The sequence below is a fragment of the Neobacillus vireti genome, assembly GCF_036962345.1.
GTDB lineage: Bacteria > Bacillota > Bacilli > Bacillales > Cytobacillaceae > Neobacillus > Neobacillus vireti_A.
The window spans coordinates 309,207-325,814 of the sequence record NZ_JBALNB010000004.1 but is presented as its reverse complement, the minus strand read 5'-3'; the positions used below and the strand labels follow the sequence as shown (position 1 = coordinate 325,814).

General features: G+C 38.8%; 13 protein-coding genes and 1 rRNA gene. 4 read left to right on the top strand and 10 right to left on the bottom strand.

The genetic code is table 11. The features are described from left to right. Positions 1-114: ribosomal RNA gene (locus V7108_RS03955) — 16S ribosomal RNA — on the bottom strand; the annotation flags it as partial. Positions 115-714: 600 nt separating this feature from the next. Between V7108_RS03955 and V7108_RS03950 the strand changes: the two genes are divergently transcribed. From V7108_RS03950 to V7108_RS03935, 4 genes are read left to right on the top strand one after another with little or no spacing between them, the layout of a single operon-like run. Then, on the top strand, positions 715-1,896 hold the full coding sequence (locus V7108_RS03950) for a galactokinase (RefSeq protein WP_335567393.1): 1,182 nt from the start codon (positions 715-717) through the stop codon (positions 1,894-1,896). A gap of 2 nt (positions 1,897-1,898) precedes the next feature. Next, positions 1,899-2,894 (top strand): UDP-glucose 4-epimerase GalE, encoded by a 996-nt coding sequence (galE, locus tag V7108_RS03945; RefSeq protein WP_335516647.1) that lies wholly within the window; start codon positions 1,899-1,901, stop codon positions 2,892-2,894. A 2-nt stretch (positions 2,895-2,896) separates the two neighbouring features. Beyond that, positions 2,897-4,390: a UDP-glucose--hexose-1-phosphate uridylyltransferase gene (gene galT / locus V7108_RS03940; RefSeq protein ID WP_335516650.1), complete on the top strand. Its 1,494-nt coding sequence runs from the start codon at positions 2,897-2,899 to the stop codon at positions 4,388-4,390. Then, positions 4,387-5,424, top strand: coding sequence for an aldose epimerase family protein (locus tag V7108_RS03935; protein ID WP_335567392.1), 1,038 nt, complete (start codon positions 4,387-4,389; stop codon positions 5,422-5,424). The genes galT and V7108_RS03935 overlap by 4 nt, the downstream gene beginning before the upstream one ends. A gap of 75 nt (positions 5,425-5,499) precedes the next feature. Here V7108_RS03935 and V7108_RS03930 read toward each other — a convergent pair whose 3' ends face one another. From V7108_RS03930 to mmsA, 9 genes are all read right to left on the bottom strand, one after another. Continuing rightward, entirely contained in the window at positions 5,500-6,057 is a 558-nt protein-coding gene (locus V7108_RS03930; RefSeq protein ID WP_335567391.1) for a cysteine hydrolase family protein, read from the bottom strand. Between the two features lie 121 nt (positions 6,058-6,178). Beyond that, positions 6,179-7,360 (bottom strand): ROK family transcriptional regulator, encoded by a 1,182-nt coding sequence (locus tag V7108_RS03925; protein WP_335567390.1) that lies wholly within the window; start codon positions 7,358-7,360, stop codon positions 6,179-6,181. A 276-nt stretch (positions 7,361-7,636) separates the two neighbouring features. Then, positions 7,637-10,861 carry a DEAD/DEAH box helicase gene (locus V7108_RS03920; RefSeq protein ID WP_420489157.1) on the bottom strand — a complete coding sequence of 1,075 codons (3,225 nt, stop codon included), beginning with the start codon at positions 10,859-10,861 and terminating at the stop codon, positions 7,637-7,639. A gap of 129 nt (positions 10,862-10,990) precedes the next feature. After that, positions 10,991-11,686, bottom strand: a complete 696-nt coding sequence (locus V7108_RS03915; protein ID WP_335567389.1) for a hypothetical protein — start codon at positions 11,684-11,686, stop codon at positions 10,991-10,993. Further along, positions 11,687-12,424, bottom strand: a complete 738-nt coding sequence (locus V7108_RS03910) for a hypothetical protein (protein ID WP_335567388.1) — start codon at positions 12,422-12,424, stop codon at positions 11,687-11,689. It lies immediately after the preceding gene. Continuing rightward, entirely contained in the window at positions 12,411-13,307 is an 897-nt protein-coding gene (locus V7108_RS03905; protein WP_335567387.1) for an ABC transporter ATP-binding protein, read from the bottom strand. The genes V7108_RS03910 and V7108_RS03905 overlap by 14 nt, the downstream gene beginning before the upstream one ends. Continuing rightward, a complete protein-coding gene (locus tag V7108_RS03900) occupies positions 13,304-13,684 on the bottom strand; it encodes a GntR family transcriptional regulator (protein ID WP_335516673.1) in 381 nt (126 codons plus the stop codon). Before V7108_RS03900 ends, V7108_RS03905 begins: the two co-directional genes overlap by 4 nt. A 144-nt stretch (positions 13,685-13,828) precedes the next feature. Beyond that, entirely contained in the window at positions 13,829-14,992 is a 1,164-nt protein-coding gene (mmsB, locus tag V7108_RS03895) for a multiple monosaccharide ABC transporter permease (RefSeq protein WP_335516675.1), read from the bottom strand. Between the two features lie 4 nt (positions 14,993-14,996). Continuing rightward, the gene (mmsA, locus tag V7108_RS03890) at positions 14,997-16,526 is read right to left on the bottom strand and encodes a multiple monosaccharide ABC transporter ATP-binding protein (RefSeq protein ID WP_335516676.1); all 1,530 of its coding nucleotides are present in this window, start codon (positions 16,524-16,526) and stop codon (positions 14,997-14,999) included. Positions 16,527-16,608 lie beyond the last annotated feature (82 nt).

Sequence of the window (16,608 nt, the reverse complement as noted above, 5' to 3'; positions counted from 1 at the left end):
ACTCACCCGTCCGCCGCTAACCATGAGGTGCAAGCACCTCAAGATTCGCTCGACTTGCATGTATTAGGCACGCCGCCAGCGTTCGTCCTGAGCCAGGATCAAACTCTCCAAGAAAGTTGATATAGCTCATTTGTTACGTTGGCTAGTTTCTATAGAAGAAACTAATATTTTTTGTTGACGTTCTTGTTTGTTTAGTTTTCAAAGAACAATACTTTTCGGAACAGGATGTTAGTATAACATCGCTTGTTTGTTCGTGTCAATTACTTTTTCGAAATATCTTTTCGTAATTGGCAACAAAAATTATTTTACTATGAATAAAATAATATGTCAACATTTTTTTCAAATTTCAAATAAAATCAATGGTTTGTTTCAGTTCCCCTATCGGGGAATTACTATACTACTATCTTTACGGATACAAATCAAGAGCATTATTCAAATACCATGTTTTACCACAACCCTTAATTCAAACCATCCCAAATGAAACCACATTCTTATTTTACCTAATGTACACATAAGTCTGTGGTATCATGCTTTAAAGTCCGGACCCACAAACTTTGTGATACCTAACAAAATTAATGGATTATTCTTTAATATTTTTATTGCCTCTTGATGCGATTCGCAGTAAACTTGTAGTAACTTAATTAAATTAATTAATTAAGCAGAAACCTTAAATATACGAATAAAAATTTACTTTTCATCTATATAGGAGGCATTATGAACACCACTCTCAATCTAATAAGCGAATTTCAATCTATTTTTGAAACACCTTTAACACCAAGAACTTTTTTTGCCCCAGGCAGGATTAACTTAATTGGTGAACATACGGATTATAACGGCGGTCATGTTTTCCCTGCTGCTATCTCCTATGGAACCTATGCACTAGCAAAGAAACGTGACGATCAAACTTTTCGTTTTTACAGTATGAATTTCCCTAAAATCGGTATCATCGAATGCAATTTACCAGATTTAGCTTTTAACGAGAACGATAATTGGGCGAATTACCCAAAGGGCATGATCCTCTTTATAAAAGAAGCTGGATATGATATTCAACAAGGTGCAGATGTTTTGTTTTATGGAAATATCCCAAATGGTGCAGGTCTCTCCTCCTCCGCATCCATTGAACTGGCAACAGGTGTTTTGTTAAATGGACTTTTTGATCTAAAACTAAATCGTATTCCTATGATTCAACTCGGACAAAAGGTTGAAAATGAATACATCGGTGTAAACAGCGGGATTATGGACCAATTTGCTATTGGGATGGGAAAAAAAGATCATGCTCTTCTTCTTAACTGTCAGACCTTAGAATACAAGTATGCACCCATCGTATTGGACAATTATGTGATTATGATTATGAATACAAATAAACAACGTACTTTAGCCGGTTCGAAGTATAATGAACGGCGTTCCCAATGTGAACAAGCGCTTAGTGACCTACAGTCGAAACTAGCAATTACTAGTTTAGGAGAATTAACACCATCACAATTCGACGAAAATAAGCACCTAATTCGTACTGAAATAAATCAAAAACGTGCAAAGCATGCAGTTTACGAAAATGCACGGACTCTAGAAGCATTAGAAAAACTTCAACAAGGTGATCTCAAGGGATTTGGCAAATTAATGAATGTTTCTCACCTATCCTTAAAGGATGATTATGAAGTGACGGGCCTTGAACTTGATACCCTTGTACAGGCAGCTTGGGAACATGACGGTGTCTTAGGAGCACGTATGACGGGAGCAGGATTTGGAGGTTGTGCGATTGCTGTTGTTGCGGAGGACCAAATAGATAATTTTAAGAAAAATATTAACAATATATATCGCGAAAAAGTTGGCTATGAGGCAACGTTCTACACCGCAGCCATTGGTGATGGCGCAAAAGAAATCTCTGAGGAGTGGTAAAGATGAGTGTACTCGTTTTAGGAGGAGCAGGTTATATCGGTTCACATGCTGTCTATCAATTAATCGACCAAGGAGAAGAGGTTGTGGTAATAGATAATCTTGAAACCGGTCACAAAGGGGCAGTCCATCCAAAGGCAGCTTTTTATGAAGGTGACATGCGTAATATTGATTTCCTTCGCTCCGTTTTTCAAAAAGAATCCATTGATGCGGTCATTCATTTTGGAGCCAATTCACTTGTCGGTGAATCGATGGAAAACCCGCTTAAATATTATGATAACAATGTGTACGGTACACAAGTTTTACTAAAAGCTATGGTGGAATTCGGTGTCAAAAAAATCGTTTTCTCTTCTACAGCAGCCACCTATGGAGAACCAGAAGCTGTTCCGATAACAGAATCAATGGCGACAAATCCAACCAGTACGTACGGTGAAACAAAGCTTGCAATGGAAAAGCTGATCAAGTGGACCGAGCAGGCGCACGGTATAAAATATGTTTCACTAAGATATTTTAATGTGGCTGGAGCGAGAGAAACAGGAGAAATCGGCGAAGACCACCGTCCTGAATCACATCTCATTCCGATTATCCTGCAAACAGCATTAGGACAGCGTCCACATATCATGATTTTTGGTGAAGATTATGATACAGCTGATGGAACGTGTATTCGTGATTATGTTCATGTAGAAGACCTAATCAATGCTCATCTGCTCGCTTTAGAATATTTGAATGAAGGCAATAGCAGTGATGTTTTCAACCTTGGAAGCAATCAAGGTTTCTCCGTTAAAGAAATGATTGATACTGCAAGAGATGTTACAGGCAAGGAAATTCCTGCTGTAATTGGTGAACGCAGAGCAGGCGACCCAAGCATATTAATTGCTTCCTCTGATAAGGCAAAACAAATATTAGGCTGGAATCCAACACGTACTTCCATTACTAAGATTATCAGTGACGCTTGGAATTGGCATTCCGCACATCCAGAAGGATATGGGAAGGAAGGGTGAACATGATTTACCAACTACTAAATGGACTTATTCAGAAAGCGTTGGAAGTGGAATTAATTGAAGCTGCTGATCAGATTTATGTTCGAAACCAGGTAATGAGCTTGCTAAAGCTTGAGGCTTTTCCTGATAAGGAAGTAGTACCAAGTGAGGATACAATCCCAAACCTCATTGAAAAAATTACTATTTATGCTGTTGAACAAGGTGTCATAGAAAACGTCTTTGATGATAAGGAAATTCTCGCAGCCAACATTATGAACTGCTTTGTCCCTAGACCTTCTGTTGTGAATGCTGTATTTAACCAAAAGCATCAGGACTCACCTCAAGCAGCAACGGATTATTTTTACAACCTAAGTAAAAACAATAATTACATTCAAATAAATCGGATTGCCAAAAACATCTCTTATAAGGTAGACACTGCTTACGGTGTCATGGATATTACCATTAATCTTTCCAAGCCGGAAAAAGACCCGGAGCAAATAAAACGCGAACGTGAAATGAAACAAACTGCTCATTATCCAAAATGCCTGTTATGTAAAGAAAACGAAGGCTACTCAGGGCGAACCGGTCATCCTGCACGTGCCAATCATAGGATTATCCATGTACCACTTTCAGGGCAAAGCTGGTTTTTGCAGTACTCTCCATATGTTTATTATAATGAACATTGTATTGTTTTTTCTGAGGAACATCGTGATATGAAGATTGATAGAAATGCGTTTGAGAGATTACTTGAATTCGCAGATAAATTCCCTCATTACTTCATTGGTTCAAATGCGGATTTACCTATTGTTGGAGGTTCTATTTTAAGTCATGACCATTATCAGGGCGGCTGCTATGAATTCGGCATGACGCGGGCAGAGGATGCCTTTACTTTTGAGTTGAAAAAATATCCAGAAATCCATGCAGCCGTTTTAAACTGGCCGATGTCTGTTATCCGTTTAAGGAGCAAAAACAAAGCCTCCCTGCTCGAGGCTGGTGATAATATATTGCAAACTTGGAAAGGCTATTCTGATGAACAAGCAGATGTTATTGCCTATACGGGCGAAACCCCGCATAATACAGTTACACCGATTGCCAGGAAACGAAATGGCAGCTTTGAATTGGACCTAGTACTTAGAAACAATCGGACAACAGATGAACATCCACTTGGGATTTTTCATCCCCATGCGGACGTACATCATATTAAGAAAGAAAACATCGGGTTAATTGAGGTTATGGGGCTTGCAGTTCTCCCGCCAAGACTATTAGATGAACTTGCTGAAATTAAAAGTTTTCTATTAGGCGAATCCGTTCATGTTGCAGAGTATCATCAGGAATGGGCAGACCAAATAAAAGCAGCATATGGCACACTTTCTGATTCAGAACAAGCGGAAACTATTTTACGCGAAGAACTAGGAAAGAAATTTGTAAGGGTACTGCAGGATGCAGGGGTATTAAAGGAACAGGAAGCATTTAATCGATTTATTAACACATTAAACAAACGGGTGGAAGTCAAATGAGAATAGAAAAAAAAGAGATTCACGAAAAATGGATAGAATACACGTTAACCAATGACGTCGGCATGAGTGTTAGTGTACTAGACCTCGGAGGAATTATTACCAAAATCATGGTTCCCGATCGCGATGGAAACATTGAAAATGTTGTTCTGGGTTATCGTAATTATGAAGATTATCAAGCAAATCCGAATTATTTTGGTGCTATTATTGGCCGGGTTGCAGGCAGAATTCAAGGTGCCTCCTTTAATCTGAATGGAGAAACGTATAAATTAGCTGCAAATGATGGAGAAAACCATTTGCATGGCGGTCCTCGCGGGCTTCATCAACTAGTTTGGGAAGCAAGCACCTTTGAATCTGATGAAGAAGTTGGATTAACTCTTAGCCATAGAAGCGTTGATTTGGACAGTGGATATCCTGGAAATGTAGAAATAAAGGTCACTTATACGCTAAATAACCAAAATCAACTCATCCTTGATTATGCAGCAAAAAGTGATCAAACTACCCCGCTTACACTGACAAACCATTCTTATTTTAATCTAAGCGGCAATTTAAAAAATACGGTTCACAATCATCAAGTAACGATTGATAGCAGCAAGTTCGTTGAGCTGGATTCAAACCTTATTCCCACTGGTATGCTGCTAAATGTTTCAGAGACATCATTTGATTTCCGCAGCGGACGTGCACTTGAAGAAGGGTTTAACAATGACTTCGAGCAAAATAAAGTCGCCGGAAGCGGGTATGATCATTATTTTATTTTTGACAATGCCCAGGAACATCAAGCAAACCTGCTAGACCCTGATAGCGGCCGCGTCATGCTCGTGAATACAAATGAACCTGGAATGGTCATGTATACATCAAACACTATGGAGGAAGGTCTGAAATTAGCAGAAGGATCCTCCCGTAAACACCTAGGCGTTTGTTTCGAAACTCAAGCATCACCTGCCTCCTTGCATCACGAAGGATTTCCGACGGTGATTCTAAATGCAGGAGAAGATTATAACAAACAAACTATTTTTACCTTTCTAATAGAAGACTAAAAATAAAAAAGGCAAACCTCGCCATAGTAATTGGCGAGGTTCTTTATTAGGGATACCGAAACCTTAATAAATATTTTAACGGTATTTATTGTGAATAGGGATAAATAAATCTTCATCTGTATTTCTAACAACTGAAAAATTATCTACATTATAATGACCGTGAAGAGTTGCATTGTGATGAAGAACTATTTGTTCTGCCGATAAAGTTTTCGAGTCTGAGGTAGAATGTCCATCTCCAACTAATGTTACATCAAAATGATTGATTGTTGCTGTTCTAACAGCTGTATCAATACAATGTTCTGTCTTACATCCCATTATTACAAGATGTTCTACATTGTTTGTATTTAAATGTTCGAGTAATGGAGTGCCATAAAACGAATTTGTGGCAGCTTTATCAAATATGGTAGCAGTGGGTGGTACTCTAATATCTTTATGTATCTGAAATCCAGGTCCCTTACCATTCGCAACATCTAGATCCCTTATAAAAACAATGGGGATACTATTATTTATCGCCTTTTCAATTACTGTGTTAATGTTATTGATGATTTTTTCTTTTTCAAAAACTCCTTGTTCTTCATTATTACCTTCCATTAAGTCCTGTTGAGCATCAATGATTAATAATGTTTGTTCCAAATATTTCTCCTCCTTTAACAGTTACCTGTTAGCACATCAACCAATTTCTATATATATTTTCGCCAGAGTTTACTAATACCATATTTTCTCATCTAAACACACCCCCCTGACGAAAAAGGGATCAGCCTATTTCTTTTATAGGGTTAAATAACTCTACCAACAGCAGGGACACCGCACCTAGCAATGTGGCATCATCACCAAGCTGCGTGACAGTAACTTCCGTATTTCTTGCCTCTGAAGTCAAGACTCTTTGCTGAATGGTTTCAAGAATGGCAGGCATAATGAATTCCTCACTCTTCATAACCCCTCCGCCTAAAACTATTTTTTGCGGATTTAGTAAGTGAATTAAGTTTGTTAATCCGACACCGATAATCGTACCGGTATCATGAAGAAGGGCTCTGTATAAGGGATTACCCTTTTGTGCCAATTCAAATACTTCTTTTCCTGTCAGGATTCCCTTGCTCTCATTTCCCTGTCTTTCTGCCCTTTCAGCAATCGCCGCTCCACTTACGAAGGTTTGAAAACAACCACGATTTCCACACTCACAAGTACTGCCGTTCATATCAATCGTCATATGACCAAATTCTCCTGCAATTCCCTGAGCACCATGATACAATTTTCCGTTCATGACAACTCCGGCACCGACACCACGGCCTATATTGACAGCAACCATACTTTCCGTTTCACCATGACCGCCAAACCATGATTCACCAAGCGCCATCGCCCGGGCGTCATTTTCAACCTTAATCGTTAGATTAAATTCCTCCTCCAATGCCTCTTTGATGGGAATATTTCTTAAGTTTAATATTGGGGCAACCAGAGAAGTTCCGGTTTCAACATCCACAACGCCGTGCATGGCAATACCGATACCAATGATTTTGTCATGGCTGATTTCAGTTGATTTTAAAATGGTATATATATTCTCTTTTAAAATTGAAAGGAATACCTCATTCGTTATTGGTTTTTTTATAGGGCTAGAAGTCCGTTGCAAAATTTCACCCGATAAATCCGTTAGAACACCTTTGATCGTTTCTGGCCCGGCATCAATCCCAATGACGTAAAGTGAACTGTGATTGATATGTAACATCGTTGGCTTCCGCCCGCCGCTTGAATGTCCCAAAGTACTCTCTCTTACCAACCCCTCTTCAATCAATTCCTTTACAATCGTACTGACGGTCGGGGGAGTAAGACTCGTTTCTTTGGCAATTTGTGCCCTGGATATTGGTTCTGAGGTACGAATCTTATTTAAGATAATTGATTTATTAACGGATTTCATCAATTGAAAAGTGCCACGCTGCTGCATAAAAAATCCCCCATCTAACGGTTTCATATCTGTATAGTATAACATAGTTAGTTAATTTAATTAATATATTCAGAATGATTAAAAGAGACTCGATAAACGAAAAAAATAGGCTGCGTCACTTTCAAGTTTGGCAGCCTATTTTTTATGAATGTAAAGGGAATTTTATTGAGTGCTTGTTCACTTCACTAGGTCTGGAGTTACCGTAATTTGAATTTTGTTGCTTGCTCGGTCACTCCACTAGGGACAAGCCACATCACCAACAATAAGTCGCGTATCCTAGATCATCAAAATCTCCCGAATATCTTCCTCCGTTAAGGTAGAATTCCCTTTCTCGCTCGGATCAATAATTTCTTCTATTAATTCTCTCTTTTTCTCCTGCAGCTCATTCATTTTTTCTTCGATTGTCCCTCGGGTAACCATTTTGATGACTTGCACAATATTGGTTTGGCCCATTCGGTGTGCCCGGTCGGCTGCTTGTTCTTCAACTGCCGGGTTCCACCAAAGATCATAAAGGATGACCGTGTCCGCACCTGTTAGATTGAGACCAGTCCCACCCGCCTTCAGGGATATGAGGAAAAGGTTCCGTTCGCCAGCATTAAATCGATTGGTAAGTTCTAAACGTTCTTCTGATGGGGTTTGTCCATCAAGATAGAAAAATGGTAACCCTTGGACAGCCATTTCCCGTCCAATCAGCTCCAGCATTTTCGTAAACTGGGAAAAAATCAACACCCTCCTGCCCGCTTGCTTTGATTCTTCTATAATCTGCAGCAGCTGATCAAATTTTGCTGAACTCCCCTTATAGCCATTTACGAACAATAACGGGTGACAGCAGATTTGCCGCAGCCTCGTTAAACCAGCAAGGATTTTAATTTTATTTTTTCGAAGAGTGTCTTTATCTAGATGTTTTAGGGTGTCATGCCGCAGTTTTGCTAAATAAGCCGCATAGAGCTTCTTCTGTTCTGGCAGTAGCTCGACTAAATCAATCGATTCAATTTTTTCTGGGAGTTCAAGAAGCACATCTTCCTTCAACCTTCGCAGTAAAAATGGCCGGACCCTCCTTGCAATCTTCTTTCGTGTTAAATGACTGTATTCCTTAAGTCCTTGAAAAAGTTCCGGAAATATAACATGAAAAATAGACCACAGCTCTTCCAACGAATTCTCTACTGGTGTTCCTGTAAGGGCAAATCGGTGGTCGGCCTTGATTCTCTTCACCGCTCTTGCCGTTTGTGTAATCGGGTTTTTAAAGGCCTGTGCTTCGTCAAAAAACACGGTGTGATAAGTTTGTTTCTCGAACCAAGCAATATCCTTTCGCAGCAATGGATAAGAGGTAATGACGACGTCTGCCACTCCCTCTTCCTTCTGTTTTACCTGCCTCTCTTCTCTACTTCCATCGACAATGACAGCTCGTAAAACAGGAGCAAATTTCTTTATTTCACTAAGCCAGTTATAGGTCAGTGAAGATGGACAGACAATGAGAATCGGAAGCTTTCTTTTTCGAATGATTTGCAGCTCCGAAAGAATAAAGGCAATACTTTGCACGGTTTTCCCAAGCCCCATATCATCTGCTAGAATTCCACCAAATCCATAGCTGGCAAGTGTTTTCATCCATTTATAACCATGAACTTGATAGTCTCTCAAAGCCGGTGCTAACAATTCAGGGACCTCAAATTCCATCCTCCCCGGATTACCTATTGTTTCTAGAAACTGACGGAACGACTCCTCTAAAGTAAACGTATCATTGTCTTCAACAGAGTCAATCAGCTTCATTCCGCGAACAATGGGCATGTTCAAACCTGCTTCTAAATCCTCAGCCTGAACGGGAACTGCCTGTAGAAACCGGTTGATTTCCTCAAACTCTCTTGTTTCCAATGAAAGAAGGGAACCATTCCGGAGGCGGTAATATTTGCGTTTTTCCTCAAGCGCGGCCAAAACCTCTTTTATCTGTTTCTCCGGGATTCCATCCATTTCAAATTTGAATTCGAGCCAATTGGTCCGCTCTTTTTTTACCTTTACCCGTATCTTCGGAATAGTATTTTCTCTAAAAATCCTGTTTCGTACAGACGTGGTCGCATAAATTTGTACCAGCTTTTGCAGTTTGGGCACCACATGATACAAAAAATCATACTCCAGCTCCTCGTTATGTAAATAATAACCGCTGTCTGTATGCGCAAACGCGCTCTCCTCCATCAGTGCCAGGATTTGATTTTCCTTTTCCAGATCCCTGATTAGTATGGGGCCCTTTTTCTGCTCCCTTGGGTTATCCAATGGGTTTATCACGATATTTTCATAATGAAACTCTAAACCAGCTAACAGCCGATTTTTAACACGATCCAAGTAAAGCTTGGCAATCAAAGGCGTCTTCTTATATCTGTCAGTTACGTTATAAGGCAGTTCCACCTCACCTAGCTTTTTTAAACCAGGGACCACTTTTTCTAAAAAATAATCCATTTGGTCATGGGGTATCTCGATTTGATTGGTATTTGAATTATCTAACATCCTTTTTAGGCCAGCCAATCGTTTGCAGTCACTTTCTTGCATTCGAATGAATTTACCCTTATATAGAACAAAGTGGTAGGATTCCAAAACAAGTAGATGGTTCAACCCTTTGATTCTCAGGTGATAGCCTTTGGTTCCCGATGTCGCAAAGACAAACTTTAATGGAAGTAATTTTTCTGTTAGATCAAGACCTGTATATGTTTCCCCTTCAAATTCAACGTTTACAGCTGGTGATTTTACCAATAAAGGAAGCAGCTGCTCCCAGGAAGATGGTGGAATAAGCAGCTGGTCAGATGTAAAAGTATTCTCTAAGGTTTCTGGCATTGCACTGACATAAGCCTTTTCATCTTGGAGCACGGTGCTGAGCTGCATAATCACATCATTTGTTTCTTTTTGAAAACAATGCTGGTTTGGATCGAAGGTGAAAGTGTCAGCAAGAATACTAGAATGCCCTTCTTTAATCCCAATAAGGAAATCTCGAATATTATTGACTTTTACATAGTCAATTTCCATTTGAATTCCAAGTAATTCGATGCCTTTTCGAATTTCCACTGGCTTACATAAAAACGCTGCTCCAAGTACTTTTCTATTCTCAAAATGAAGCTGATGACCGCTTGAACGTTTAGGCTGGTCGGTAAAAATGGTGAGCAGTCCTTTGGTCAGCTCTTGTTTGGCTGCTGAATCCATTTGACTTCCAGTCGTCACGACTGGCGTTGTGCCTTGCTGTTGATGTTCATAAAGCGCCAGTAATACCGCCGCGATATGCTGACATTCTGTTTTCACCGACATGAGTGTTGGACAGCTGCATGACGTCCGAAGGGTTCCAGTCTCTTCTATATTTACAGTGACATAAAAATCTTCCGTTCCCTTGACACTTGCCACACAACGAATAGGACTATAATAATCAAAAGAAACCTTTCCCGCTCTATAAAAAGAATCCCCTCGTTTAAAGGAGACAGTTCCGCACATTTCTTTAATCTGTTTATGAGTGATAGTAGTATTCAAATGTCCCGCTCCTCTCCAAGGGATATATTAATCAATAAAAAGTGACTGTCCACCCCAGGCGTACAGTTGTACACCGACGGTGCCTGTCACCAATATTTTTTCACTATTATTTTTCGCCGCTATATTTCCTTACTCCACATATTGTACATTAAGTTCGGATGGGGCGTTGATTTTTAGGTCTTTGGGAACTTTTAGGTAAAGGATGCTGGTTCCTTCATAGAAGTTATGGGAATGGCTGAAGCCGCCCTTTCCTGTAAATTGGCTAATTGGGAATGCTTGTTGGAATTGGGTGAATTTTAGTTCTAATTTTTCTGGATTCTCTATCCTCATCGTATTATTCTCAATCTTCATTCGAAGTGGTTTTTCTAAATCCGAGATGTCCATTCCATTAACACTGGACCCCGATTTAAAGTAGACCGCATCAATTCCGCCATCATTCACTGTTTTTCTTTTTACAATGATCGACGTTTCGATATATTCTTCATTTGGAGAAATTATTGCAAGTTGTTGATTTTGATACTCCAGATTCCATGTCTTTTTGATATAGTTACTATCCACCTTATCAATATTCCCCGCAAGTGCTGTCTCGTATAACTCGATACCCGCACGGTCTAGATTATTTACATCAATGGCTTTGTCAATTTTTTCGTCCTCCGGCAGCAAGGGACTTAAGCCAGCACAGATGACCAGGATGGCTAAATATCCACCAAAAAGCCAGCGAATTGGCTTACCAAAGAAGTAATTCTTCCTACCGCTGCTCTTCGACATTCTTACTATGGCAATTATGATAATTAAGATGATTAATAGAGGCAAAATAGAAACCATCTACCTCACCTCCAATCGATTCGATAGCAGCATCGAGCTAGAAAAAAGCAGAGTAACCAAAATTACTATTTTTATAAAAAATAAAGCGAAGGATGACTCCATAAAAATAAATTTAATCATATCTTGAAAAAATCCCCCATCCATACTTCCCGCTCCAAGCACAATCATTCCAATGAATACACCCGGTACCAAAACAACAAATAACCTATTAAGCTGGACAAGGGTTCCAATAAAATAACCGATTGCAGTACCAAGTAAAACATAGAGAATGGTAGCACCAAAACCAATAATCATTTCAGATGCAGCAATGGGACTCGATAGATATTCAGCTCGCTCCAATACATACATCAATACTTTCATTACATAAGTGGACATGATGGCCGTTATGCCACCAATGATACTAGCAGTCAACAAGAACAACATATTAGAAAAATTACTGCTTTTTCTATTTGTAATAAATACAAAATCATCATTTCTATATGCCTGAGTAGTGATAAGAATAGCAGAAATAATCGCCCAAACAATCGTGAAAGCAATCACTATATCTGCAGAATAAAAATGGACATTCACTCCAAGCGTATTACTGCCTCCTCCTGACATCCCAACACCGTTAAAGGAGAAAAGTATTCCTAACATCTGAATAAAGACCAGGGACATAAACACCTGAATATATGCCCGAAGCTTATAGATATATTGCTTTTTAACAATATCAAACATACTAATCTTAGATAAAGACATCATCGATTCCCCCTTTCGTTTTACTTGTTACATACACACATACATCACTTGAAGAAACCGGCATAAAGGTAAGCCCTGCGCCTTGTGACTGAAGCTTTTCATACTCAGTAAAATCATTTCTGACCACTGCATACATACGATCTGGACCGATGGTTTTTAAATGGATGACCTCTCTATCCTGTATCCATTCTTTCACATGCGCAGTCAATCCCTGTACGCCAATCGCCCAGCCTTTTAAATCTGCCATTGGCATATGAAGATATTCTTTCCCATCTTTTAACAGCAAGATGTCTTCTACTAAATCCTCAATCTCATTTAAGTGATGGCTAGAGAGTAAAATGGTTCGGGGATAAGCAAGGTAATCTTTTAACATAGCCCGATAAAAATCTTTTCTTACTGCCGCATCCATCCCGGTTGTCGGCTCATCAAACATGGTTATGGCACATCGAGCAGACAAACCTACGATTATATTAAACGTGCTTTTCATCCCCTTTGAAAGATCGTTATACTGTTGGGTTGGATGAAAGGAAAAGTAGTCAAAAAGACGAATAGCAAGCTCGTGGTCCCAATTTTCATAAAAGGTTGCTGCCACATTTAATATTTCTTTTAACGTTAATGCGGTTGGAAAATTCATTTGATCATTTATATAAATAACATTGGCAGAAACAAAGAGATTGTTAAACGGCTTTTCGGAAAAAACCTCCACTTCTCCTGCTGTTTCTCTCATAAAGCCGGCAATGATTTTTAGAAGCGTTGTTTTCCCCGCACCATTTCGTCCTATTAAACCGGTAATCTTATTTTCCTCTATGGTAAATGAAAGATGATCAAGTGCTTTTGTTCCCTTATAAACCTTGGTCAGTCCTCTGCAATTAACGACGTTCATTTCCCCGCCTCCCCTGTTTTTACATTGCGAATCATTTGGATCAATTCCTCTTTGCTTACATCTAACCGTTCCGCTTCCATTACTATTTCAACGACTAATCGCTTTAGGGTTTGATCCTTTCGTTTATTCGTGATGATTTCTTTCGCATTACTTGCCACAAACATTCCAAGTCCACGTTTTTTATATAAAATGTTCTCCTCGACCAGCAGCGTTAATCCCTTGGCTGCCGTAGCGGGATTAATCGTAAACATTTCTGCAAGCTGATACTGGGAGTAAATTTTTTGATCACTTTCAAAATTTCCGTTCAGAATCTCTCTCTCCAGCCACTCTGAAATTTGCAGATAGATCGGTTTTGTTCCGTCCATATTAAGAATCAACCCAATTCCTCCTTTCTGATATAGTACATTACTGTTGTAATGTACTATATCACTATTTCCGTCGGGAAACAACAAATATTGAATATTTTCCCAGTTATTAATAAACAAAAAAAAGAAGACAGCTGCAAACTGTCTTCCGTTCTATTAAGCTGCCTTATTTTTGTTATAAATATCAAACGCAACAGCCGCTAGTAAAACAAGTCCTTTAATGGCTTGCTGCCAGTCGATACCTAAGCCAATTAAGGACATACCATTGTTCATAACACCCATTACAAGACCACCGATAATCGCACCGGGAACAGTACCGATACCGCCATACGCGGAGGCGCCTCCAATGAAACATGCTGCAATGGCATCTAATTCAAATAGGTTACCCGCCTTCGGAGTTGCAGCATTCAGACGTGCAGCAAAGATTAACCCCGATAACGCTGATAGTACACCCATATTAACGAATACCCAGAATGTAACTCTCTTGGTCTTTACACCTGAAAGCAGCGCTGCTTTTTCGTTTCCGCCAATTGCATAAATATGGCGGCCAATAATGGTCTTTCTCATAACGAATGTATAAACAAGAATTAATACTGCTAAGATAATTAAAATATTGGGGATACCATTATAAGTCGCAAGCACATATGAAAATACCAGAAGAATAGCTACCAAAACTGCTAGTTTTGCAACAAATACACTTGTTGGAGAAACATCAAATTGATATTTCATTTGAGTTCTTCTATTCTTCAATTCTGTAAAAATTAAAATAACCGATAATAGGACACCAATCACAATGGTTAAAAGATGGGTTTCTCCTCCTCCAAATAAATCCGGAATAAAGCCTGAACTCATACCTTGAAATGACTTTGGAAATGGTGCAATCGATTGTCCCTGCAAGACAACCATTGTTAAACCTCTGAACAATAACATCCCAGCGAGAGTAACAATAAAGGCTGGTATTTTAACATAAGCAATCCAAAATCCCTGCCAAGCTCCGATGACCGCTCCAATTAATAATGAAATAATGATAGCAAGGGGTGTTGAGACATGATAGGTAACAATTAATATTCCAGCTATGGCCCCGACAAAGGCTGCAATCGATCCTACAGAAAGATCAATATGACCTGTAATAATGACTAATACCATACCAATTGCTAACACTAAAATGTAACTGTTTTGTAGAATTAAGTTTGTTATATTTAAAGGCTTTAAAAGTATGCCCTCCGTTAAGATTTGAAAGAGCAGCATAATAAAAACTAATGCAATAATCATACTTGATGATCTTAAATTTTTCTTCGCCATGCTTACTAGCGTTTGCATTTTTTTACCCCCTCGTCTTCGTCATATATTTCATAAGATTTTCTTGAGTGGCATCTTTTCTGTCTACTTCTCCAGTGATTCTGCCTTCACTCATTACATAGATTCGATCACAAATCCCTAAAATTTCCGGAAGCTCAGAAGAAATCACTAAAACACCTTTGCCTTCATTTGCTAATTGATTAATGATGGTATAGATATCAAACTTGGCTCCAACATCAATTCCACGGGTAGGTTCGTCCAAAATTAAGATTTCAGGATTAGAAAAAATCCACTTACTTAATACAACTTTTTGTTGGTTCCCCCCACTTAGGTTCCCAGCAGATTGCCAAATGCTCGGTGTTTTGATATTTAATTTTTGACGAAATTTTTCCGTTTCAATAATTTCTTGATTTTCGTTAATGACATTATTTTTAGAGATAGAAAACAAACTTGGAAGTGAGATATTTTTTCTAATATCATCCATTAAAATTAAACCGTTTCCTTTTCGGTCTTCCGATACATAGGCCAGCCCTTTTTTTATCGCCTGGTCGACACTTTTAAACTGAACTTCCGCACCATTCAAGTAGATGTTCCCGCTAATCTTCTGCCCATATGTTTTACCAAAAAGGCTCATGGCAAGTTCTGTTCTTCCGGCACCCATTAAACCAGCGATTCCAACGATCTCGCCTTTTTTAATTTTAAAATTAATATCATCCAGCACTTTGCGCTCACTATGCAAAGGATGATAAACATTCCAGTTTTTCACTTCAAAAATAACGTCTCCAATTTTAGGCTCTCTTTTTGGATAACGATTGGTTAAGTCACGCCCAACCATACCTTTAATGACACGTTCTTCTGTAATGTTTTCACCATGAACATCTAACGTTTCAATTGTTTGTCCGTCACGAAGGATTGTAATTGAATCCGCTACTTTTAAAATTTCATTCAATTTATGTGAAATAATGATAGCTGTAATTCCCTGCTTTTTTAATTCTAGTAATAAATTCAAGAGATTCTCACTATCATTTTCGTTTAATGCCGCAGTCGGTTCATCCAAAATTAGTAATTTTACTCGTTTAGATAGTGCTTTTGCAATTTCTACTAATTGCTGCTTACCAACACCAATATCGGTTATTTTTGTGTGAGGGTTTTCAGACAAACCTACTTTTGCTAATAGTTCTTTTGTTTTAAGAGTCGTTTCGTTCCAATTGATAATACCTTTTTTTGCCTGTTCATTACCTAGAAAAATATTTTCTGCTATTGATAAATCCGGTATTAATGCTAATTCTTGATGAATAATAACAATTCCTAAATCTTCACTTTGCTTGATATCCTTAAACTCGCAAATCTTTTCTTCAAAAAGAATATCCCCACTATACGTTCCAATCGGGTATACTCCACTTAATACCTTCATTAAAGTTGATTTTCCTGCACCATTTTCGCCCATTAGTGCATGAATTTCCCCTTTTTTCACTTGCAAATTAACATTCTCAAGTGCTTTAACGCCCGGAAACTCTTTTGTTATACTCTTCATTTCTAATATAATCTCCGACATTCTAACACCACACTTTCATAATGTAATAAATGAGGGCTCTTTTCTTGGAAAGAAAAGAGCTTGCAACTAGATTCACAAGCGG